This window comes from Pusillimonas noertemannii, from assembly GCF_003096595.1.
GTDB classification, from domain to species: domain Bacteria; phylum Pseudomonadota; class Gammaproteobacteria; order Burkholderiales; family Burkholderiaceae_B; genus Pusillimonas; species Pusillimonas noertemannii.
This window is the reverse complement of the sequence record NZ_QEKO01000002.1, coordinates 431,063-452,401: the sequence shown is the minus strand read 5'-3', so window position 1 is coordinate 452,401 and position 21,339 is coordinate 431,063. Positions and strand designations below refer to the sequence as shown.

Genomic DNA, 21,339 nt, shown 5'->3' with positions numbered 1-21,339 from the left:
CGCTTGAATCTTCAAGGCTGCCCGGCACGTTGCTTGCTATCCGTTTACAGCATCCATAAAGCATTCATAACAAGAGGAAAACAACAATATGAACACCTACGCTTCCATGCGTACGGCGCGCGCGGCGCCGCCCGCCATGCTGGCCGCCGCGCTGGCCCTTGCCTTGCTTGGCTCGCCCGTACACGCTCAAACCGCCGCTCCGCGCCACCAGGCCGCCGCGCCGGGCCAGGGCTTTTCGCTGCAGTACGGCTACCACTCCAAGTACCAGCGCCTGGGCCTGGCCTACGAAACGCCGTCCCTGTGGCGATACGACTTCAGCAATAACGGCCGCATAGACCTCAATGTAGAGCTGGGCGCAAGCTACTGGAAGGCCAGCGGCAACCGCGAGCCCGACAGCATGTGGCAGGTGTCCGCCGTGCCGATGCTGCGCTGGTGGCCAAGCGACACCTACTATCTTGAAGCGGGCGTGGGCCCGTCGCTGCTCAGCCGCGCCCACTTCGCCGGCAAGCAACTCAGCACCCGTTTTCAGTTCACCTCGCACATCGGCGGCGGTATCCTGGTGGGCGACGCGCATCGTTTCGGCCTGCGCTACACCCATGTCTCGAACGCCAGCATCAAGACCCCCAATCCGGGCCTCGACCTGATCGAAGTCTCTTATACCTATCAGTTCTAAGGCTGGCGCGGCAAAAGGCGCCCGGCATCCGCCGGTGCGCCATGAATGCCTTATCGGGCATGCTCGCCGGTTTCCGCAGCGTTCTTCGGGGCCGAGTGCCGGGGCAGAGGGCTGCCGGCTGGCCGCCGATGGCTTATGCAGGCAGGCCTGTGCTAGTGGCCGCCTTGCAGCCGGGCGGCGCGGCGCGCCACGCGCTTGCGATTCCAGACAATGATGCCCGTGATCGAAAGCATGACCACGATGAGGCCCATGATGGACATCATGATGCGGCCGGGCATGCCAAGTATTCTGCCTGAGTGCAGGGGCAGCTGCAGTTGCACGAAGACGTCGGCCGTCGTGCCGTGCCAGGGCCGGTGCTGTCCCAGCACCGAGCCGTCCTCGGCGTCTATGTACAGGTTCGACAAGCCCATGCCCGCGGCGCCCAGTTCGTTGGCGGGATCAAAGAACGACACGTTGTAGAAGTTGTAGCCGCCGCCGTAGTAGATGCCGGACGGGGGAAACTTGAAGCCGCGCCGCTCGGCTTCTGTGCGGGCGATGTCCACGGCCTCCTGGAAACTGAGCCTGGGCACCGTTCGGCTTCCATATGGAGCGGGGGTTTGCGTTTCATAAGGGCCCGGCGTGGTCTGCGACACCAGCGACATGGCCGGGTAGAACACTTCCTTGTACAGGTTCAGCGAAAACGACGTGAACGCTACGATAAGGATAATGCCCCATACCCACAGGCCGCCCGCGCGATGCAGGTCGAAGTTCAGCTTGAACCCGCCGGCCTGCCATCGCACCAGCCATGAGGGCTTCCAGCGCGAAAGCCACTGGCCCAGCCGGCGATGCCGATGCTGCCGCGCCGCCGTATCACGCAGCCGGCGCGGCCAGGTCAGGTAGAAGGCCACGAAACTGTCCAGCAGCCAGATCAGGGCGATGCCGCCCATCAGCCAGTAGCCCCAGCGGTCGGTGCCCCAGAAGGCAGGTATGTGCAGGCTTTCATGGATGTTGCGCACGAAGGGCATCAGGCTGCGGCGCGAAAACGAGGCGGCCTGGGAATCGCGCCGGCCGGTGATTTCGCCGGTGACGGGGTCTACGAAGACCGTGTTGTAGTCGAGCGCGTAGGGTTTGCCGCTTGCCTCGTCGATGCGCGGGCGGACGAGGAAGCTCGCCGCATGGCCTTCTTCTAGCGCCAGCGAAATATAGCTGATCTCGACGCGAGGATCGTCGGCTTCGACCAGGGCTGCAAGCTCGATGGGGTCGCGCAGGGGGCCGCGGCTGTCCACCTTCATGATGTCGGCGTTCAGCCACTCGTCGATTTCATGGTCCCATGAAGTGATCGCGCCGGTCAGGCCGGCGACGATGAGGAAGAGGGCGATGAACAGGCCCAGCCAACGGTGGATCAGGATACAGGCAGCTCGCATTTGGAAAACAGTGTGGTCGAGATGTGTAAAAGGCCGGCTGCGCATAAGGTGCGCCGCCGGCCCCGTTAACGGCGTATGGCTTTAGAAATCGGCCGACATCGAAAGCTTGAACACCCGGCCGCGGCCCTGGGTCAGTGCGCCATTGGCGGCGATCGTGCCCACCGTGGCCCAGTAGCGGCGGTCTGTGACGTTGTCGATTGCGGCGCGCAGCACCACATTGTGGCCCGAGACTTTTGTGCGGTAGGCTGCACCCAGGTCGAGCCGGGTCCAGCTGTCGATCTTATACCGGTTTGCCGCGCTGGTGTATTGCGAACCCTGGTAGCGCACATTGGCCTGCAGGCTCAGGCCCGGCACAGCGGCAATGTCCCACTCGCTGCCCAGCACGGCGGTGAAGCGCGACACGCCGGCCGCGTCATTGCCGTCGTTGGTGCCATCAGCCGTATTGCGCAGCTTGGGCTGCATCCAGGTGGCGCCGCCCAACAGCCTCCAGCCCTCTATGGGCTCGCCGTAGACGCTCAGCTCGACTCCGCGGTTGCGCTGTTCGCCGTGCGTGCCGAATACGCCGGAGGCGTCGGTAAATGCCTCGGGCTTTTCTATCTGGAACACGCCCAGGCTGCCACCCAAGTCGCCCAAGTCAACCTTGACGCCCGCCTCGATCTGCTTGGTGCGGTACGGGGCCAGCACTTCTCCGCCATTGACGGCTGTGCCATCTATGGGGGCCACGCCGCCCTGCGTCAGGCCTTCGATGTAGTTGGCGTAGAGCGACACCGTGTCCCATGGGCGGAACACCACGCCGATCACCGGCGTGACGATGGAGTCGTTGTAGTGGCTTTCTTGCTCGTTGGTGGTGATGTTGTAGCCGTTGTCGGTGATGGCCTGGTAGCGTCCGCCCAGTGTCAGCAGCAGGTCGCCGTCAAGCAGGGAAAGCGTGTCGGACAGAGCCAGGCTGCGCAACTGGGTACGGCGAGAGACATTGGGGTCGCCCATGTCGCCGCCTGCCAGGTTGGCCACGGGGCGGGCGACCGCGGTGCCTTCGTGGATGTTGACGGCGGGAAGGCCGCCCCATGCCATTTCCCAGGCCTGCCTCGCGGTGGTGTTCAGGGCCGAGTAGGCCAGGTTGACCCGATGGCCCACGCTGCCTGTCTTGAATTCGCCGCGCAGGCCCACTTCGCCGGTGACGGAATCGCGTTGGTAAGGGACCTCGAGCAGACCGGTGGTGCCCACGCCCGTGCCGTCGACTGTGGGAGAAGAATAAACGCCGTATTCTTTGTCGCGGCTGACGCCGACTGCGGCATAGGTAGTCCAGGAAGGGGCCAGGTCGTATTCGGCCCGGGCCACACCAAAAGTGCTTCTCATGGTGCTGTAGGCCCACGACTGCCCATAATTGACATCGTTGTCGGGTACGTCGGGCACGGGGCCGTCGAGGTAGACGTTGGGGCGCGGGTGGTCGAAGCGTACACGTTGATAGCCGGCGTCAAGCGAGGCGCGTAGCTTATCTCCACGGAAGTCCAGCCCGATGGTGGCCACTGAGGTGCGCGCGTCGGCGTTATCCACCTCGGTCTCCCCGTCGCGGTGCGCGGCATTGATGCGAACGCCGTAGCGGTTGTCCTCGCCCCAGCGGCGGCCAATATCGACGCCGCCGCCGGCTTGGCCGCGGCTGGTGTAGTCGAGCGTGAAACGAGTAAGCGGGTCGTCTTGGGCGCGCTTGGGCTGGATGTTGAGAACGCCGCCCAGGCCGCTGCCGCCCGGCGCCGCGCCGTTCAGGAAGGCGCTGGCGCCCTTGAACACTTCGACGCGCTCTATCATTTCAGTCGGCAGGACCTGGCGCGGCAAAATGCCGTACAGGCCGTTGAAGGAAAGGTCGTCGTTGTATAGAGGCAGCCCGCGTATGACGTAGGATTCGGCCTGGTTGCCGTAGCCCAGGCCCGTCTGCACCGACGGGTCGTTTTTAAGCACTTCGCCCAGCGTGCGCGCCTGCTGGTTCTCGATCAGCTTGGCCGTATAGCTGGTCTGCGTAAAGGGCATGTCCATGTAGTCCATATTGCCCAGAACGCCGGCTTGCCCGCCGCGCGCCACCAGCCCGCCCGTGAAGGCCGGAGGGGTGGCGTTGTTGAGCGGGGCGCTGCCCGTGACAGTGATCGCCTGCATGGTGGTGGGCGGCGTGGCCACTGTTTGCGCCTGTGACAAGGCGGGCAGGGCCAGGGCCACCAGGGCGGCAAGAATGCCGCCGGCCGAAAGGGCGAGCCGGGGCTGCGAGGGCGCGACTGACGAGAGGCCGGCCGGCGCCGGGCGAATGAAGGTAGGCATGCGAAGGAATTCCCTGATTGCGTGACAGCGACGCGGCTGTTTCTTATTTTTTGAAATGAGAATACTTATTATTGTCTGGTGGGATATGAGCTGTAAAGGGCAAGCGGGTGCCACAGCGCCCACGGCCGCATAAACCGTGGTGCTCGCGACACACTTTCGTCGTTTTGAGGGGCGGCTGCCCCGGCCTTACATCGGCGCGACGCCGAACAGCCAGCGATGCAGTCCGCCGACGAACAGCGCGTAGACGACCAGCCCGCCGATAATACAGATGCCGTCGTTGAAGCGGCCGGCCGGCACCGTGGGAATGTGTTTGGGGGGCCTTTTGGACATCGAGATCATGTCTGCCACCGCCCACACCAGGAAGCCTCCGAACAGCAGGACGTCGGCCCAGTGGCCGTTGGACAGCAGGTGTGCCAGCGCCCAGAGTATGGTCGCCAACAGCATGGGATGCCGCGAGACCGATTTGATGCGGCCCGGAAAATAGGTGGCGAACAGCAGGATGAACACCGGCAGCATCAGCAGGTGGGTCAGGTGGCGCAGGCCCGCCGGCGGAACGTAGGCCACAAGGGCGCTTAGCCTGGCAATACTGTAGCCGTAGATGACCAGCAGAAGGCCGATGATGGCAATGACCGTGTACACGCCTTTCCAGGCGTTCTCGCCGTGGCGGGCGATCATGCTCTGCCCCAGGCCGGGCTTTACGATCAGTACAGAGTGGATGCCCAGAAAAACAATCAGGCCGAGTATCAGGATCAACATGAGGCTCCTCCAGGGTTGCGATTATTCCGATCGCGTCAGCACGGCAAGCTGGGGCCGGGGGCCTTCCGCCTTGCCGGTGATGGGCGGCTTGGGCAAAGTGGCCTCGCCCGGCTCGATGATGAAATGGCGCTCGAGCGAATACCATGACCCGGACACATCGGGCTGGGGCGCTGGTTCGTCTTCGTGCAGCACGTAGTCGGCCACGAGCGCGCGCGTCACGCCGAACTGGACGTCGGTTTCCAGGTTGGGGTCGTCCGACGAATACACCTGCGAGAACTGCGTCTTGAAACCCGGCTTGTGGATCATGAAGTGGATGTGCGCCGGCCGCATGTTGTGCCGCCCCTGGGCGCGCAGCAGTTCGCCCACCACGCCCGATATCGGTATGGGGTAGCCCACCGGCTTGACGGTGCGGAACCAGATGTGGCCCTGGGCATCAGTGGTGAACTTGCCCCGCAGGTTCATGTCCGCCTGCTGGGGGTCCTGGTTTTCATAGAAGCCTTCGCCCGAAGCCTGCCAGACGTCGACTTCGGCGCCGGCCACCGGTTTGCCCTCGCGATCGCGCACCCAGGCATCGACGAACACCGGTGCGCCCGAGGTGCTGGAGCGCACGATGGAGCCGCCATTTTCGGTAAGGGGCGAATCCATGCGCCAGAACGGCCCCATGAGATTCGCCGTGGTGTCGGTCTGGCCGTGTTCGCCGTTGTTCAGCAGACAGACCAGCGAAGACAGGCCAAGCGAGCCCGCGGCCAGTACGACCTCGTTGTGCGACGGGGTGGTAAGCTGGCCCAGCCTTGCAATATAGGCGCACATCTTGTGGAACTCGGCTTCGGTCAGCCGGGTTTCGCGCGCGAAATCGTGCAAATGCCGCACGGCCACCGACATCAGTTCCTTGAAGCGCGCGTCGGGTGCGCGATCGAGTTCCTGGAGTACGGCTTGGGTAACGTCCTGCTGCTTGCTGATGATCATGGCGTGTCTCTGTGCGTTAGGGTTGAGCGGCTCAGAACAGCCCGAACAGGCCGCCCCTGGAGAGCGAATCTTTGCAGCCGCGGTACTGCGCGCCAAAGCGCTCGGCCCGGGCCTGCACCTGGCCGGCGACGTTCTTGAGCCAGGCCTTGCGTTCGTAGCTGCGATTGCGGTAGCCCGTCCAGCCTTCATGGTAATTGAGGTATTGGCCGTAGGCATCCCATTTCGATACCCCGTTGAGCCGCTGCGACTTGCTGATATACCAGCCCATGAAGTCGACGGAATCATCGAAGTCGTCGCGGCTGGCCAGCCATCCGCCGGCTTCGCGCTTGTAGTCGGCCCAGGTCTCGTCCTTGGCCTGGGCATAGCCGTAGGCCGAGCTCACGCGGCCCCAGGGGATGAAGCCCAGAAAATAATAACGGGGCGGCTTGGCATCGTGCCTGAAGCTTGATTCCTGGTACATCATCGCCATGGGAATCTGCGGGGGCACGCCCCATTTCTTTTCCGCCGCAAGGGCCGCCTTGTGCCAGTCGGGTTTCTCGCGAAAGATCTCGCACAGGTTCTCGGGGCTTGAAGGCGGCACGGTGGCGCAGCCTGCCAGCGCCAGGCTCAAGAGGGCAGCAAGATACAGCGTTCGATGCATGGTCGCTCTTTTTTTTGTTTGGGCCCCTGCGGGCCTTGCGGCGCGGGGGTGAGTCCCCATGCCGCGCACGGGGGTATGCGATTACTTTCCTGTTTCCAGCTTGTACACCGCGGTGTCCAGCCGCTGCACGCCGGCACGCAGGAATTTGTCTTCTTCCTTCAGGATGTCGCGCCGTTCAAGCAGGCTTGCCGAAGTACGCCCGGAAAAGAGCGCGCGGATTTCTTCGTCCGGTACCGAAAAGGGCGGGCCGTTCATTTCGTCCTGAGGGTAGTCAAGCGTAATGAGCAGGCCTTTGCAACCCTGCGGCAAGTGGCCGTATACGTGGTCGACATAAGCTGGCCTCATGTCGGCCGGCAGGGCGATCAGCGCGGCCCGGTCGTAGACACCCTGGCAGCCGGCCAGCGTCTGCGCGCTCAGCTTGAAGATGTCGCCGCAAATGAGCTCGATATTGCCGGCGGCATAATGGCGGCCCTGGTCCGAATCGTGCATGGCCGGCTGCAGGCCGTGTTCGGCGAAGAACTGCTCGACGGCCAGTTCTGAAATTTCCACCCCAAGCACTTGAAAGCCCTGCGATGCCAGCCAGGGCATGTCCAGCGACTTGCCGCACAGGGGCACAAGCACGCGGGCGCCCGGGGGCACCTCGAGGGCCGGCCAGTGCTTGCGCAAAAGCGGCATGACCTGTGGCTGATGAAAATGGGTGCGTCCTTCGCGCCAGCGCCCGAGCCAGAATTCGGCGTCCATGGTGTCTGCTTCCTTGCTGTGATGATGGATGTCGGGCCATTGTAGACAACAAGGCGGGCGGCCAGGAGCGTATGGTAGTATCAGCGACGCATTCATTTTCCTGGTGTTCGGCATGTTCAGATGGCTCGCGGGCCGGGGCGCCACGCAGCGCGACGTCGAGCGCGCGCTCGCCCGCATCGATCACGACGACTGGCGGCATGCCATGGCCGGCCTGCCTTTTCTGGCCGGCCTTGCGCCGCAAGAGCAAGATGCCTTGCGCGCCCGCAGCGCCTGGCTTCTGGCCAGCAAAACCTTCAGCGGCGCCGGCGGGCTCGAAGTGACCGACGCCATGATGCTTTCCATCGCCATCCAGGCGGCCCTGCCCATATTGCAGCTCGACACCCGGCTTTACGAGGGCTGGACGGAAATCATCGTCTATCCCGGCGGTTTTCTCATTCCCCGCAGCGACATGGACGAAAGCGGCGTCGTGCATGAATACATGATGGAGGCCTCGGGCGAGGCCTGGGAGGGCGGGCCGGTGATTCTTTCCTGGGACGATCTTTCCCGCGCCGAAGACGGCGGGGTCAATGTCGTTATCCACGAGTTCGCCCACAAGCTTGATCTGTACGCGGGCGAGGCCGACGGCATGCCCGGCCTGGGCGCCCATCCGGACATCGACCCGCGTCATTGGCGCCGGGTGCTGGACGATTCGTTCGAGCGCTTCAACCAGGCGCTGGACGTGGTCGAAGAGGCCATTCCGCCCGATGTCGATCCCGAGTCGGACGAAGCATCGCCCTGGTACGAGCAATTGCCGCTGGACCCCTACGCGGCCACCGACGAAGCCGAGTTCTTCGCAGTCAGTTCCGAGGCATTTTTCGTTCAGCCCTTGCCGCTCTCGCAGGCCTTGCCGCAATGGTACGAGCTGCTGGCCCGTTACTACCGCCAGGACCCGTTGCGCCGCGAGGCGTAAATGCCGCTGTTACAAAGCGCACAAAACCTTGCGCCGCCAGTCCGGGCCAAGGTGGGCGGGCCGAATCTGCCGCGTATGGCCTTGTGCCAATACACACAGTCTCTTACAACGGCGGCGCGGGGCTTTGCTACGGTGAATGCTGGTTCCACACGGGAGAAACAAGCATGAACATCAAAAACCTTTTGCTCGCCGCTTCTGTCATGGGTTTGCTGGCAGCCTGCTCGTCGCCGCATGAAATGACCACCCGGGACGGCCAGACCATCGTCACCAATGACCGCCCCGAGGTGGGTGAGGACAAGGATTTCATCACCTACGAGCGGGACGGTGCCGAGACGCGCATCAACAAGTCCGAAGTGCGCGACATCCGCGAAGTCGAGTGATCGCCGGCAGGCCTTGGCCGCGCGCTGGCCGGCATCTGCGTTCAAGCTGCGGCCGCGCGAGCGCCTTGAGTCCAGGCCGGGCATGAAAAAATCCCAGGACAACAGATCCTGGGATTTTTTTGGCCATCTTCAAGGCAAGCGCCTTGCAAAGAAAGGGTGACGGCCCGAAGGCGCGGGACGGCGCCTTTTGGGAAGGAGATCAGTCCTGGCGGTTGGTGACTTCGACCAGGTGATAGCCAAATTGGGTCTTGACGGGACCTTGCACCACGCCGACGGGGGCGCTGAATACGACCTGGTCGAATTCGGGAACCATCTGGCCGCGGCCGAAAGTGCCCAGGTTGCCGCCGTCGCGGCTGGAGGGGCAGCTGGAATTCTCTTTGGCCACCTGGCCGAAGTCGGCGCCGTTTTCGATGGCCGATTTCAGTTCGTTGGCTTTTTCTTCGGTGCTGACGAGGATGTGGCGGGCTGAGGCTTGAGCCATGTATTTGCTCCTTGAATCGTTGAATTTGCTGTTACGGTTTTGACAGGTTAACGCACTTTGGCGGACGAAAGGTGTGATCGGCGCGCGCGTTTCATGCGTTTACATGCCGCCAGTCGAGCGTCCATGCGCCCGACAGCACGTTCTGCAGCCATAGGGTGCAGGTAAGCGTCTTCGCGTCGGTCACGCCGCCCTGGCGGCAGGCCTGCAGCAGTTCGCCGGCGGGCAGGGTGATGACCTCCAGGAATTCATCCTGATCGAGCTGCTGCTTTCCCTGCGTCAGCTCGCGCGCAAAGAAAATATGTATGACTTCGGTGGAGTAGGCGATGGCAAGGTGCAGGTCGCCCGCATGCGCCCATTGCCGCGCCGTGTAGCCCGTCTCTTCGAGAAGCTCACGGCGGGCGCAGGCCAGCGGGTCTTCGCCTGCATCGAGCTTGCCGGCCGGGAACTCCGTCATGACCCGGCCCACCGGGTAGCGGAACTGCCTTTCCATCAGCACCGTTCCGTCGTCGAGCATCGGGATGATGACCACTGCGCCCGGGTGCACAATGTACTCGCGCTGGGCGGTGGCGCCGTCGGGCAGGCGGACGGTGTCGCGGCGCGCCTTCAGGAAACTGCCCTCGTAAACAGATTCGGACCGGATGCGGGTTTCGGCGAGATGGCTGTCGTCCTGGGCCATGATGCAGGTCTCTTTACATTGATGCGCCGTAGCTTAACACCGGCGATTCCCCGCCCCGGCGTCCCCCGGCCCGGTCCGGCGCTCTTCGGGCGCCATTGGCTGGCCGGAGCGCACCGCTTTATTTGCCGCTGGCCGCGGCCAGCTCTTCCAGCGCCCGGGCCGCCGCCGGGTGCAGCGGCACCGAGAGCCCCACCGCGCTGGTGGCCGGCGATATGAGGGCGCCCTGGGCGCTGCCCTTGCGGGGGTAGTCGCGGCCGCTTTCAAAGACGTGCCGGGTCAGGGCGTCGATCTCGGCGTCGGAAAGCGTGGTGTCGGTCAGCAGCAGCGCCGCGGTGGCGATGGTCGGGATGTTCCGGGCCTGGCCGGGATAGGTTCCGCGCGCAATCGTGTATTTGAAATAGCCGTCGTGCTCGTCCACCAGCCGGGCCGCCGCCTCGTCCGACAGCGGCAACAGGCGCAGCGGCGTGCCCACCAGCAGTTCGCGGACGTCGTCCGCGGGCGTGCCGATGACCTGCATCAGGGCGTCGGCCCGGCCCTGCTTCAGTGCTGTGAAGGCGTCGCCTATGCTCAGCTCGAGCGGTTCGATGTCGTCCAGCTCCAGGCCATGGGCCTGCAGCACGCGCAGCGCCGTCGTTCTTGATGCGGCGCCCGCTTCGCCGATGGCAACCCGTTTGCCGCGCAGTTCTGCCAGGGATGCCAGGCCGCTGTCGGCGGCCACCAGCACGTGCATGGGCTCGGGATACAGGCTGCCCAGGCTGCGCAAGGCAGCGTGGGGGCCGTGCCCGGCAAAGACACCGGCGCCTTCGTAGGCGTCCTGGGCGGCATCGCCCTGAGACAGGGCGAGCGAGACCGTGCCGGCCCGCAGCAGCTCCAGGTTCTCTTCGCTTCCCCGCGTGATCAGCGGCACCACGCGCGAATCCAGCGGGAACAGCGCCCGGGCCACGCGCAGGTATTGCCCATGCTCGGCGCCCGCCGCAATGGCGTAGCCCTTGGCGTTTCGCGCCAGGCGCGCTTCGATGTTCTGCCTTGCCATCATCAGCTCGTCCTGGATGATGCGGTTCTGCTCGGGCGATGTATCAAGGGGGAAGGCATCGAGCGCCGAGCGGATGGCCGCCAGTGTTGCGCCCGGCCCGTCGGTCTGGTCGCCTGAGAGCCCAGCCGCCGGGGTGGGGGGCTTGTAGCCCGCCGGTGCGACCAGCGTCCATTGATCTCCTTCCTGACGATACAGTGCCGTGCCGCGCACCTGGATGAGGTCCCCCGCCCGATTACCACCCGAAGTGACGCCGCTTATGCCCCGGGGCCCCGCGCCCAGCGCCGACACCAGGGCCGAGATGCCGGGCGAATTCCAGGCGCCGAAGTCGATGTCCCGGTCCAGCTTCAGCTCGGTATCGAAGTAGACCACGCGCCTTGTTTCGCCCTGGGGGGCGTCGGAATCTCTTTGCGAGCCGCGCCGGACCAGGGAGACGATCTCGATGCCCTGGCCGGGCATGGCCTCTTCGAGCTGGGCGGCGACGTCGACGCGCACGATGTCGACGTCGGGCCCGCGGCCGCAGGCGGCAAGCAGTACAAGCAGCAGGCAGGCGAACAGCTGTTTCACGTCAGCCTCCGACAAACGGTAGGGACAGCATGATCGTGATCACGAAGGCGTTGATGATGTCCACGAAGAACGCCCCGGCAAGCGGCACGATGAGGAAGCTGGTGGGGGCGGGCCCGTGCTTGGCTGCGATGGCCTGCATATTGGCCATTGCCGTGGCGGTGGTGCCCATGCTGAAACCCAGGAAGGCCGCCGTGGTGACCGAGGCCTCATAGTCGCGTCCCATGAAACGGAAGCACACCAGCAGGGCGTAGACAATGACCACGATCACCTGCACCAGCACGATCAGCAGGAAGGGCCCGGCCGACCGGGCTACGTCGAGCAGGTCAAGCGCCATCATCGTCATGACCAGGAACAGCGAAAGCGATACGCTGGAGATGATCTCGGCCGGCCTGTCATCGACCTGGATGCCCGCGACGGGCAGCAGGTTGCGGATGGCAATGCCCAGCACCATGCACCAGAGGAACTCGGGCACGGTCACCGGAATGTCCGAGAACAGCGCCGCCAGCCATTGCCCGCCTATCACCGCGGTAAGCACGCCCGCCAGCGCCACCAGCACGGAGTGGGTGGTTATGGGCGCGGGCGATTCATGGAAAACATGGGTTTCGGCGGCTTCTTCGGCCGCCGAGCGCAGGCCATGCCGCTTGATCAGGTACTGCGCCACCGGCCCGCCGATGATGCCCCCGACGACCAGGCCCACCGTGGCCAGCATCATGCCCAGCTCGACCACCATCTGAAGGTTGTTGATCTGGGCGAAGCCGTCGGTGTAGGCCGCCGCCGTGCCGTGCCCGCCTGTCAGGGTGATGGAGCCGGCCACCAGCCCGAAAACAGGGTGCAGGTCGAGCAGCCGGGCCATGGCCACGCCCGTCAGGTTCTGGATAAGGATGAAAGGCAGCAGCAGCGCCAGAAAAATGGGCAGCGCCTTGCCGCCCCGCTTGAGCATGCGCAGGTCGGCGCACAGGCCAACGCCGGCAAAGAACATCAGCAGCAGCAAAGGCTTGATCGACTGGTCGAACACAATATGGAAGTCGAAGAACTCGAGCGCCAGCGAAGCCAGCACGGCGAAGATCAGGCCGCCGGTGATGGGGTCGGGAATGTTGTAGCGGGAAAGAAGGGGAATCCTGCGATTGACATAGCCGCCCACGAGCTGCATGAAGATGGCGACAAGAAGCGATCCGAGCGCGGCAAAACTCATGGGGCGTCCTGGGCTGTTGATGGGCGGCGATGCGACAGTTTATTCGGTTTGGCGCTCGCCGTTGTGGCTATCCGTCCGAATGCGTTGCCGCCTTGCCGTTTATTCCCGAATCCGCCCTTGGGAATCGATGACTTCTTTCAACTGGCTGAGGTTTTCTTCGAGCATGCGCAATGATTCGTCCACGCCGACTTTCATGCCCTTTTTCACTTCGCCGCGCTCGAGGGCGTGCAGGCTGAAGTCGGCCAGCATGTCAGCGACTTCCTCGGCGGTTTTGGCACCATCGGCCTTGAACCACCAGGCCGTCCAGTTGCACATGCCGATGATGGCGAATGCCGCCATCTTGGCATTGACCAGGCGAAAGCGGCCATTGTCTATGCCGCGCTGAATGACTTCGGTGAATTTCTGCAGCAGTATGCGGCGGGCCGACTCGGCGATTTTTTGCTGCGCTTCGGGCAGCGAGCCTTCGGCCCGTTCCACCACCCTGAACTGGACGGGGCGGAACAGGATGAGCCTGGCATGCTGGTGAACCAGTTCGCGCAGCGCTTCTTCGGGCGCCTTGCCTTGTTCGACCACCTGCGAAGCCAATTGCTGGGCGGCGATGGTCAGCCCTTCGGTGAGGCTGGCGAGAATCTCTTCTTTGTTCTTGAAGTAGTAATAAAGGGCGGAGCGGGAAATGCCCAGTTCCAGGGCGATGTCCTGCATGGTGGTTCCTTCGTAGCCGCGCCTGATGAACAGGTTCGAAGCGGTTTCCAGTATCGCCTGGGGAACCACATTGATTTTTGCCGTTTTCCTTGCCATGCCGATTTCATCCCGCAAAACCGTACTCTAACACATGCGTCAGTTTTTCGACGAATTATGAATAATCGTTGAAAAGCTTCATGTCCTTTGTTTTTCATAGGAAAAATCCCCATTCACCGTACGCGCCCGGCCATTTCGCATTAGGCGAAACATGGCTGATTTCAAGAATTTTGCAATTTATTTGACGCATGTGTCAGTTTTTAGTCTATTATGTATATAAACAGCGAATGAAAAGCCTTGGTAGGCCCGCGAAACGACAGCCGGCCTTCAAGGCGCTTCTTCAAATTGCCAAGGAGACTACCGTGACCAGTCATGACACTCTTGCCGAGCTTCGGCTCCACGGCGTTGACCACACCGCGCGGCCAACCTGGAAACTGAAGGAAACCGTCGAGTTCTATCGCGATACGCTCGGCCTGCCGCTCATCCACACGATTTCGGCGCGCGGCTGGGGGCCGGCCACGCATCCCGACTTCCTGCATTTCTTCTTCGACAGCGGCAAGGGCAGCACCATCGCCTTCTTCTATTACCTGGGCAGCAAAGAGCCTGAGGGTATGAAAGACAGGCCTGGCCAGCCGCCCGTGCCCTCCGACCACCTGTTCGACGCCACGCATACTTCCTGGCTGGTGGACACCAAAGAAGAACTTCTGGCCTGGAAGGAAAAACTTGAAGGCAAGGGCGTCGAAGTTTCGTCCACCACCGCGCACGAAGTCATCGAATCGATCTACTTTCGCGACCCGAACGGCTACTTCATTGAAATCACGCGCAAGCTGCGGCCCGTGGACGAGATCGACGCAACGGACGCCGCGCTGACGCTCGAGGCGGCCATCCGGCTCGAGGCCGAAGGGGGCGAGCCGAAGGCCGAACAGCCGTCCATCGACGCGGTATGGAACAAGAAGGCCAGCTTGCTGGAAGCCGAGCTCGGCGGATCCGCGGCATCGGCGCGCCCGGCGGTTCGCCTGTATGTTCTCGACGTACCCGAGTTCGCCTCGCTGGTCGAAGACGCCCGCGGCCGAAGCGATTGCAAGGTCAGCCCGGCGGGACGCAACTATCTGCTCATCGAGGCGCAGGACGTCCTGGAGTTCAAGCGCAAAACCCTGAACCTGAAGCCGGCCATCTGGTATGGGCTCTTCACCGGCGGCCTGCATGGCCGGATCGAGTGCTTCGACCGCGACAAAGTGCGGATCGCGCCCGAGTAAGCGTCAAAGCCAGCCCTGTCAGAACGCAACGGACCTCATCATGACTGAACCGCGCAAAAGCCAACGGCCTTCCCTGGGTATCGACTGGTATCCACAGTCTCCGCCCGCCGACACGGAAACCAGGGCATTCACTCTACGGACGCAGGACGGCGCTGCCGTGCTGGGTACGCTTTATGTCCGGGGCCGGCCCCGCAACGTCGCCTGCCTGATGCACCCCCGCGAATATTTCGGCGCGCATTACCTGGTGCCGGCCCTGCTCGAGTGCGGCATGGCGGTCTGGACGCAAGGTGCGCGCTCCATCGGCAACGACCTGCGGCTGGAGCACGAGCAGGCGGTCGTGGACGCAGCCGCGGGCATTGATTTCCTGCGTGGCCGGGGTTTCGAGAAAATCGTCCTCATCGGCAATTCGGGCGGATCCGGCGTTTACAGCTACTACATTCAGCAGTCGTCGCTGGCGCCAGAGCAGCGGCTGGCAAAATCGGTGGTGGGCAAGCCCACCGGGTTCGCCGGCACAAGCATGCCGCAGGTGGACGGCATGATCTATCTGGCCCCCCATCCCGGGCAGGGGCGGCTGCTCATGGGCTGCATCGACCCCTCGGTGAGTGATGAGCACGACGCCTTGTCGGTCGACTCCGGGCTCGATCCGTTCAACCCGGACAACGGCTACGTCGCGGCGCCCGGGGAATCACGCTATGCCGATGACTTCATCCAACGCTACCGCAAGGCGCAGCGCGCCCGGGTCGAACGCCTTGATGAACTCGCCCGGGGGTTGATCGAACGCCGGCAATCGGCGCGCCGGCGGGTGAAAGAGGGCGAAAGCGATCGCGCCGTGCGCCTGCAGGCTGCCCATACGCCGATCATGACCGTCTGGCGCACCGATGCCGACCTGCGCTGCCTGGACCTCAGCCTCGATCCTTCGGACCGCGCGCCGGGTTCCATCTGGGGCGCCGATCCGCTGGTGTCGAACTACGGCGCCGTGGGCTTCGGCCGTCTGTGTTCGCCTGAGTCATGGCTGTCCACGTGGTCGGGTGTCTCGTCGCATGCGGCGCTCGAAAACACCGCGCCTTCGGTGACGATGCCCGCGCTGCTGATCGAGTACACCGGCGATCAAACCACCTTCCCGCTCCAGGTCCAGGAGATCTTCTCGTGGATCGGGGCAAGCGACAAACAGCATGTCCGTGTGCGCGGAGACCACCACGGCCGCCCGGTTCCAGGCGAAGAAGACTCGGGCCGGCTGGCGGCGGCCCGGCACATGGCCGACTGGCTGGCCAGCCGCGGTTTCGTATAGTGCGGCGCCTGGGCCAACGACAAATAAAAGGAGACAGAGCAATGACCGGACCGATGAATCGCATCGACGGCGTCCAATATGAAGAGCCCGGACGTGCAAGCGAATATCTTGCCAACGGGGCATGGATGGACGTAACGGTCGGCGACATGCTGCGGCAAACCGCCGCCCGACTTTCCGACAAGATGGCCTTGCTTACCGACAGCGGCAGCGTCACGTTCGGCGAGCTCGACGAACTGACCGACCGCCTGGCCGCGGCGCTGCTCGACCTGGGCCTGCGGCCGGCCGATCGGGCCATCTTCCAGATGGGAAACAACATCGAGACGGCCCTGGCGGTGGTCGCCTGCTTCAAGGCGGGCATCGTTCCCGTGTGCGCCATTCCGCAATACCGCGAAGTCGAGATCGGCCAGCTGGCGCGGCTGAGCCAGGCAAGGGGCTATTTCGTCCAGTCCGATACACCCGGCAGCTTCGACATGGTGGGTTTTGCCCAGTCGATGGCCGATGCGCACCAGATCCAGCATCTGGTCTTCTCGGGTTCGCGCGCGCCCGAGCCGGGCGCCACGATCATGTCGTTGATCGAAACCCATGACGCCGCCTCCGCCCGGGCGCGGCTGGCCCAGGTTCGCATCTCGCCCGCGGACGTGCTGAGCTTCCAGCTGTCCGGCGGAACCACCGGCGTGCCCAAGATCATTCCCCGCTTCCACGGAGAGTATCTTTCCCACGCCGCATTCTGCGCGCGCAACTACGAGATGGACGAAAACAGCGTTTTCCTGTGGGCGCTGCCCCTCATGCACAACGCGGGCCAGCTGTATGCCCTGATGCCCACGTTCGTTCTGGGCCGCAGCACCATCCTCATGCCGGGGGTGGACATTGCGCGCATGCTCACGCTGGTCGAGACGCACCGGGTTTCCCACATTGCGTCCATCGGCCCGATCGCGCCGCAGATCATGGCCTACCCCGACCTGCACAAGCACGACCTGTCGAGCCTGAAGCTGTTCTTCACCATGACTCGCGCGGACATGCTCGAAGCCAAGATCAATGTGCCCTGCAGCAATCTGTTCGGGATCACCGAGGGGCTGCTGCTGGGGTCGGGCCCCTCCATGCCCGAGCGCGTGCGCCACGGCACGAATGGTGCGTCCGGCTGCCCGTTCGACGAGATCCGGGTGTTGGCTCCAGAATCGGAAACTCCTGTTCCTCCGGGCCAAATGGGCGAACTCTGCTTTCGGGGGCCTTCTTCCTTGCGCGGCTACTTCAAGGCGCCGGAAGCCAACCTTGCTGCGCTCACGTCCGACGGCTTCTGCCGCACCGGCGACATCGTCTCGGCCCATGTCATCGACGGCAAGACCTATTACCGCTTCGAAGGCCGTCTGCGGGACAACATCAATCGCGGCGGCGAGAAGATCGGCTGCGAAGAGGTGGAAGAGTTCGTCAGCAAGCACCCCGCTGTCCTGGACGCCAAGCTCATTGCCATGCCAGATCCGGTCTATGGCGAAAAGGGCTGCATATTCATCATTCCCCAACCAGGCGAGGCCGCGCCGAGCGTGGGCGAGCTGGCCGATTTCCTGGTATCGCAGGGCCTGGCGAAGTTCAAGTGCCCCGAAAGAGTCGAAGTTGTCGAGGAGTTCCCCGTGACAAGGGTTGGCAAGGTCGACAAGCCGGCAATGAAGAAGCAGATTGCCGAAATACTGGCCGGCGAAGACACCGGGAAAGCCCGGAGCTCGTCCTGAAGGCCATTCATAAAACAAGGAGACAGATATGAAACTACTGAGCAAAACGAATTTGAGCCTGGCGGTCGGCGCCATGGCGCTGATGGCGGCCACGGCAGCCAACGCCCAATTGAAGATCGGGCACATCGGGGCCATGAGCGGCGTGCTGGCCGCATTGGGCGCCGACCAATACGACGGCTTCATGCTGCGCGTGGCAGAGGGCGACGGGATGCTCGGCGGCCAGAAGGTGGAGGTGGTGCGCGTGGACGCCCAGAGCAAGCCGGAAGTCGGCCTGCAGGTCGCCAGAGAGCTGGTCGAAAGAGAGGACGTCGACATCGTCGTCGGCATGACGGCCTCGAACGTCATCAACGCCGTCCTGCCCTATGTCACCAAGGCTGAAGTGCCGCTCATCGGCACCAACGGCGGCCCTTCGCCTTTCGCGGGCGCGCAGTGCTCGCCGTGGTTCATCTCCACCGCCTTCCAGAACGACGGTGCCCACGAAGCTGCGGGCCAGGAAGCCCAGAACAGGGGCTACAAGAATGTCGTCGTCATAGCGCCCAACTACCAGGCCGGCAAAGACGCCGTGGCGGGTTTCAAGCGCTTCTACAAAGGGCAGCTGGCGGATGAAATCTACCCGGGGCTGGGCCAGAACGACTTTGCCGCCGAGATCACCCAGGTGTCGGCTGCCGATCCGGACGCCGTCTATGCGTTCCTGCCGGGCGCCATGGGCATCAACTTCATCAAGCAATATTCCCAAGCCGGCATGATGGACAAATACCCGCTCCTGTCGTCGTTCACCGTTGACGACATCACGGTGCCGGCCATTCGCGATGCGGCCGTCGGATCCCTGGTCAGCGCGCATTGGGTATCGGGCGCCACCAACCCGCAGTCGCAGAAATTCATCAAGTCGTTCCAGGCCAAGTACCAGCGCACGCCGTCCAACTATGCCCTGCAAGGCTACGATGCCGCGTCGATCATCGACGAGGCGATCAAGGCGTCGCCCGCCGCGGCCAAGGACGGCAAGGCGCTGATGCAAGCCATGCGGGCGCTGAAGCTGGATTCCCCGCGCGGCGAAGTCACCTTCGAGCGCAACGGCTTTCCCATCCAGGACTACAGCATCTGGAAAGTCGTCAGCAAGGGAGACGGCAAGGTGGGTTTCGAACATCAGAGCGTCGTGCTCAAGGCTCATCATGACGCATATGCGTCGCAATGCCCTCTGAAAGGATAGCCATGAAAATCGCAGTCGCAGGCGGTGGTCCCGCAGGAATGTATTTTTCACTCCTGATGAAAAAACACGAACCGCGCCATGAAATCACGGTGTACGAGCAAAACCCCGCAGGCGCCACCTACGGGTGGGGCGTGGTTTTCTCGGATGTGGCGCTGGGCTTCCTGAAGCGCGCCGACGAGGCCTTCTTCAAGAAGTTCACCGCGGGCCACGAGCGATGCGACTACATGGAGGTCGTCCATAATGGCGTCCACGTACAGTTGCGCAACAATCATTTCTCACGCGTCGCGCGCATCGAGCTCCTGAGGGTGCTGCGCGAGGAATGCATCGAGGCCGGTGTCGAGTTTGTCTTCGACACCCGCATCGATGATGTTGCGCAACTGGGCGATGCAGATTTGATCGTGGCGGCCGATGGCGGAAAAAGCGCGCTGCGCACGCAGTTTGCCGGGCATTTCAAGCCACGCTTCGAGCGGCGCCGCAATATGTTCGCCTGGTACGGCACGCGCCAGCTGTTTCATCCGGTGTCGCTGATATTCCGCCAGACCGAGCACGGGGTGTTCATTGCCCATTCCTACCAGTACAGCAAGGATCTCAGCACCTTCCTGATAGAGGTCGACCCCGACACCTGGCGCCGTGCGGGCCTGGACACCATGTCCGACGAAGAGAGCCGCCGTTACTGCGAGAAGGTGTTCCAGCCCGAACTGGGCTCCAACGGCCTGCTGTCCAACCGTTCCATCTGGTTCTCGGCCGACATCGTCAGCAATGAAAAATGGAGCCATCGCAACATCGTCCTGCTGGGCGATGCATTGCGCACCGTGCACTTCTCGCTGGGTTCGGGAACGCGTATGGCCATGCAGGATGCCATCGCCCTGCACGAGGCCTTTTCAGCCTGCGGAAACGATGTGCCCGCCGCCTTTGACGCTTTCGAGCGGGCCCGGCGCACCTCGTCGGCCGACTTTCAGGAAGCCGCCGCGCGCAGCCTCGACTGGTATGAAAACGTGCAGGACAAAATGTCCATGGATCCGGTTTCCTTTGCGTACGACTACATGCGGCGCACTGGCAGGGTGGGCCATGAAGACCTGCGGCAGCGCGATCCCGATTTCGTCGCACGCTACGAAGCACTGACCGGAGTGCAGGCCGGCGCCTCGGCGCATTGAACTTCAATGCGCCGGCATTTCGGCCTTTTTCGGAAACCACAACACGCAGATCAGCACCGAAGCCAGAGCGCATGCGGCCATGATCGCCGTCAGGCCCAGCCCTCCATAATGGGCCAGGGCGCCCGACACGCCCGATATCAGCGCGCCCGAGCCAAACTGCATGGAGCCCATCAGGGCCGAGGCGGTGCCCGCGTAACGGCCTTGCTGCGCCAGGGCCAGCTGGCTGCCGGTGGGCATGAGAAAGCCCAGCGAGGCCACGGCCAGGAACAGGCCCACGCTCCATACGGCGACACTCGTGCCGCCCAGCAGCAGATAGGCCAGCAATAGCGCCAGCACCGCGAAATACGCCACGACCAGGCGCCGGAAGGTGGCCAGCGCGCCGATGCGCCGGTGCAGGCGCGGGTTGATCAGGGCGGCCGCCATCAGCGCGATGGCATTCACCCCGAATATCAGGCTGAACTGTGTGGGCGAGAGCCCATGCTCCGAGATGAACACGCTGGCCGAGCCGGCGATATAGGCGAAGAAGCCGGCCTGGGCCGTGCATAGCGCCAGGGTGAAGGGCATGAAGCGCTTGTCGACGAAGATGCGGCCGTAGGTATGAAGCGTACGCCCCAGCTCAAAGGCCTTCCGGTCGGCGGCCAGGCGCGTCTCGGGCAGTAGCGCGGCGATCATCAGCGCAAGCACGACGCCGTACGCGGCCAGGAACCAGAATATGGTGCGCCATGAGCCGAGGTTGTGCAGGAAGTCGCCCACCAGGGGCGCAAGCACCGGCGTAATGCCCAGCACCGCAAGCACCAGCGACATCATCTTCCCCACGGCGGGCCCCGAAAAATGGTCTTTGATCACCGCGAAAGCGATCACCATGCCGATCGATCCGCCTATGCCCTGCAGGAATCTCAGCCATTGAAGCTGGGCGATGGTTTCTGTCCATGCGCAGGCCAGGGAGCCCAGGGTGAAAATGCCCAGGCCCAGGTAGGACAGGGACTTGCGGCCGAATTTGTCCGACAGCGGGCCGTAGGCCAGCTGGCCCAGCATCAGCCCCACGAAGAAGGTCATCAGCGTCAGTTGAACGGCGCCTTCGTCGGCATCGAGCGAAGCCGCCATGGACGGAATGCTGGGCAGATACATGTCGATCGCCATCGGGCCGGTGGCGGCGAGCATGCCCAGTACGAAAACCATAGAGCCTTGACGGTTGGCGTTCATGAATCAAG

20 protein-coding genes are annotated in these 21,339 nt (G+C 63.5%); 8 read left to right on the top strand and 12 right to left on the bottom strand.

Annotated elements, in window-relative coordinates; all coding sequences use genetic code 11:
• Positions 1 to 88: 88 nt before the first annotated feature.
• Complete coding sequence (locus C7440_RS09290; RefSeq protein WP_116518319.1) at positions 89 to 673, top strand: acyloxyacyl hydrolase; 585 nt, start codon at positions 89 to 91, stop codon at positions 671 to 673.
• A 152-nt stretch (positions 674 to 825) separates the two neighbouring features.
• On the opposite strand, the gene C7440_RS09285 is transcribed toward C7440_RS09290, so the two are convergent.
• The 6 genes from C7440_RS09285 to C7440_RS09260 form a co-directional block, all read right to left on the bottom strand.
• On the bottom strand, positions 826 to 2,076 hold the full coding sequence (locus tag C7440_RS09285; protein WP_026067639.1) for a PepSY-associated TM helix domain-containing protein: 1,251 nt from the start codon (positions 2,074 to 2,076) through the stop codon (positions 826 to 828).
• Positions 2,077 to 2,157: 81 nt separating this feature from the next.
• A complete protein-coding gene (locus tag C7440_RS09280) occupies positions 2,158 to 4,383 on the bottom strand; it encodes a TonB-dependent receptor (protein ID WP_017522943.1) in 2,226 nt (741 codons plus the stop codon).
• 186 nt (positions 4,384 to 4,569) lie between these two features.
• On the bottom strand, positions 4,570 to 5,139 hold the full coding sequence (locus C7440_RS09275) for an NnrU family protein (protein WP_017522942.1): 570 nt from the start codon (positions 5,137 to 5,139) through the stop codon (positions 4,570 to 4,572).
• A gap of 21 nt (positions 5,140 to 5,160) precedes the next feature.
• The gene (locus C7440_RS09270) at positions 5,161 to 6,105 is read right to left on the bottom strand and encodes a dioxygenase family protein (RefSeq protein WP_116518318.1); all 945 of its coding nucleotides are present in this window, start codon (positions 6,103 to 6,105) and stop codon (positions 5,161 to 5,163) included.
• 31 nt (positions 6,106 to 6,136) lie between these two features.
• Positions 6,137 to 6,745 carry a transglycosylase SLT domain-containing protein gene (locus C7440_RS09265; RefSeq protein WP_017522940.1) on the bottom strand — a complete coding sequence of 203 codons (609 nt, stop codon included), beginning with the start codon at positions 6,743 to 6,745 and terminating at the stop codon, positions 6,137 to 6,139.
• 81 nt (positions 6,746 to 6,826) lie between these two features.
• Positions 6,827 to 7,486 (bottom strand): thiopurine S-methyltransferase, encoded by a 660-nt coding sequence (locus C7440_RS09260; protein ID WP_116518317.1) that lies wholly within the window; start codon positions 7,484 to 7,486, stop codon positions 6,827 to 6,829.
• Between the two features lie 112 nt (positions 7,487 to 7,598).
• Between C7440_RS09260 and C7440_RS09255 the strand changes: the two genes are divergently transcribed.
• Both C7440_RS09255 and C7440_RS09250 read left to right on the top strand, forming a co-directional pair.
• Positions 7,599 to 8,435 (top strand): M90 family metallopeptidase, encoded by an 837-nt coding sequence (locus tag C7440_RS09255; RefSeq protein WP_116518580.1) that lies wholly within the window; start codon positions 7,599 to 7,601, stop codon positions 8,433 to 8,435.
• A 164-nt stretch (positions 8,436 to 8,599) separates the two neighbouring features.
• A complete protein-coding gene (locus C7440_RS09250; protein WP_116518316.1) occupies positions 8,600 to 8,815 on the top strand; it encodes a YgdI/YgdR family lipoprotein in 216 nt (71 codons plus the stop codon).
• Between the two features lie 199 nt (positions 8,816 to 9,014).
• On the opposite strand, the gene C7440_RS09245 is transcribed toward C7440_RS09250, so the two are convergent.
• The 5 genes from C7440_RS09245 to C7440_RS09225 form a co-directional block, all read right to left on the bottom strand.
• On the bottom strand, positions 9,015 to 9,374 hold the full coding sequence (locus C7440_RS09245) for a peptidylprolyl isomerase (RefSeq protein ID WP_279305860.1): 360 nt from the start codon (positions 9,372 to 9,374) through the stop codon (positions 9,015 to 9,017).
• A 13-nt stretch (positions 9,375 to 9,387) separates the two neighbouring features.
• The gene (locus C7440_RS09240) at positions 9,388 to 9,972 is read right to left on the bottom strand and encodes an NUDIX domain-containing protein (RefSeq protein ID WP_116518314.1); all 585 of its coding nucleotides are present in this window, start codon (positions 9,970 to 9,972) and stop codon (positions 9,388 to 9,390) included.
• A gap of 118 nt (positions 9,973 to 10,090) precedes the next feature.
• Positions 10,091 to 11,569 (bottom strand): TAXI family TRAP transporter solute-binding subunit, encoded by a 1,479-nt coding sequence (locus C7440_RS09235; protein WP_116518313.1) that lies wholly within the window; start codon positions 11,567 to 11,569, stop codon positions 10,091 to 10,093.
• Position 11,570: 1 nt separating this feature from the next.
• The gene (gene gltS, locus C7440_RS09230) at positions 11,571 to 12,761 is read right to left on the bottom strand and encodes a sodium/glutamate symporter (protein ID WP_116518312.1); all 1,191 of its coding nucleotides are present in this window, start codon (positions 12,759 to 12,761) and stop codon (positions 11,571 to 11,573) included.
• 99 nt (positions 12,762 to 12,860) lie between these two features.
• Positions 12,861 to 13,559 (bottom strand): TetR/AcrR family transcriptional regulator, encoded by a 699-nt coding sequence (locus tag C7440_RS09225; RefSeq protein ID WP_116518311.1) that lies wholly within the window; start codon positions 13,557 to 13,559, stop codon positions 12,861 to 12,863.
• 302 nt (positions 13,560 to 13,861) lie between these two features.
• On the opposite strand from C7440_RS09225, the gene C7440_RS09220 reads away from it, so the two are divergent.
• The 5 genes from C7440_RS09220 to C7440_RS09200 are packed head-to-tail and all read left to right on the top strand — an operon-like array spanning position 13,862 to position 20,128.
• Positions 13,862 to 14,755: a VOC family protein gene (locus C7440_RS09220; protein ID WP_116518310.1), complete on the top strand. Its 894-nt coding sequence runs from the start codon at positions 13,862 to 13,864 to the stop codon at positions 14,753 to 14,755.
• A gap of 40 nt (positions 14,756 to 14,795) precedes the next feature.
• Positions 14,796 to 16,043: an alpha/beta fold hydrolase gene (locus C7440_RS09215; protein ID WP_026067636.1), complete on the top strand. Its 1,248-nt coding sequence runs from the start codon at positions 14,796 to 14,798 to the stop codon at positions 16,041 to 16,043.
• Between the two features lie 41 nt (positions 16,044 to 16,084).
• A complete protein-coding gene (locus tag C7440_RS09210; protein ID WP_165832516.1) occupies positions 16,085 to 17,767 on the top strand; it encodes an AMP-binding protein in 1,683 nt (560 codons plus the stop codon).
• Between the two features lie 28 nt (positions 17,768 to 17,795).
• The gene (locus C7440_RS09205; RefSeq protein ID WP_017522928.1) at positions 17,796 to 18,974 is read left to right on the top strand and encodes an ABC transporter substrate-binding protein; all 1,179 of its coding nucleotides are present in this window, start codon (positions 17,796 to 17,798) and stop codon (positions 18,972 to 18,974) included.
• Between the two features lie 2 nt (positions 18,975 to 18,976).
• Positions 18,977 to 20,128: an FAD-dependent monooxygenase gene (locus tag C7440_RS09200; RefSeq protein WP_026067634.1), complete on the top strand. Its 1,152-nt coding sequence runs from the start codon at positions 18,977 to 18,979 to the stop codon at positions 20,126 to 20,128.
• Positions 20,129 to 20,131: 3 nt separating this feature from the next.
• Here C7440_RS09200 and C7440_RS09195 read toward each other — a convergent pair whose 3' ends face one another.
• A complete protein-coding gene (locus tag C7440_RS09195) occupies positions 20,132 to 21,331 on the bottom strand; it encodes a multidrug effflux MFS transporter (protein ID WP_243410874.1) in 1,200 nt (399 codons plus the stop codon).
• Positions 21,332 to 21,339: the final 8 nt, after the last annotated feature.

Coding starts and splice junctions, on each gene's coding strand:
- C7440_RS09290 (WP_116518319.1), top strand. CDS start 89: ATGAACACCTACGCTTCCATGCGTACGGCGCGCGCGGCGCCGCCCGCC.
- C7440_RS09285 (WP_026067639.1), bottom strand. CDS start 2,076: ATGCGAGCTGCCTGTATCCTGATCCACCGTTGGCTGGGCCTGTTCATC.
- C7440_RS09280 (WP_017522943.1), bottom strand. CDS start 4,383: ATGCCTACCTTCATTCGCCCGGCGCCGGCCGGCCTCTCGTCAGTCGCG.
- C7440_RS09275 (WP_017522942.1), bottom strand. CDS start 5,139: ATGTTGATCCTGATACTCGGCCTGATTGTTTTTCTGGGCATCCACTCT.
- C7440_RS09270 (WP_116518318.1), bottom strand. CDS start 6,105: ATGATCATCAGCAAGCAGCAGGACGTTACCCAAGCCGTACTCCAGGAA.
- C7440_RS09265 (WP_017522940.1), bottom strand. CDS start 6,745: ATGCATCGAACGCTGTATCTTGCTGCCCTCTTGAGCCTGGCGCTGGCA.
- C7440_RS09260 (WP_116518317.1), bottom strand. CDS start 7,486: ATGGACGCCGAATTCTGGCTCGGGCGCTGGCGCGAAGGACGCACCCAT.
- C7440_RS09255 (WP_116518580.1), top strand. CDS start 7,599: ATGTTCAGATGGCTCGCGGGCCGGGGCGCCACGCAGCGCGACGTCGAG.
- C7440_RS09250 (WP_116518316.1), top strand. CDS start 8,600: ATGAACATCAAAAACCTTTTGCTCGCCGCTTCTGTCATGGGTTTGCTG.
- C7440_RS09240 (WP_116518314.1), bottom strand. CDS start 9,972: ATGGCCCAGGACGACAGCCATCTCGCCGAAACCCGCATCCGGTCCGAA.
- gltS (WP_116518312.1), bottom strand. CDS start 12,761: ATGAGTTTTGCCGCGCTCGGATCGCTTCTTGTCGCCATCTTCATGCAG.
- C7440_RS09225 (WP_116518311.1), bottom strand. CDS start 13,559: ATGGCAAGGAAAACGGCAAAAATCAATGTGGTTCCCCAGGCGATACTG.
- C7440_RS09215 (WP_026067636.1), top strand. CDS start 14,796: ATGACTGAACCGCGCAAAAGCCAACGGCCTTCCCTGGGTATCGACTGG.
- C7440_RS09210 (WP_165832516.1), top strand. CDS start 16,085: ATGACCGGACCGATGAATCGCATCGACGGCGTCCAATATGAAGAGCCC.
- C7440_RS09205 (WP_017522928.1), top strand. CDS start 17,796: ATGAAACTACTGAGCAAAACGAATTTGAGCCTGGCGGTCGGCGCCATG.
- C7440_RS09200 (WP_026067634.1), top strand. CDS start 18,977: ATGAAAATCGCAGTCGCAGGCGGTGGTCCCGCAGGAATGTATTTTTCA.
- C7440_RS09195 (WP_243410874.1), bottom strand. CDS start 21,331: ATGAACGCCAACCGTCAAGGCTCTATGGTTTTCGTACTGGGCATGCTC.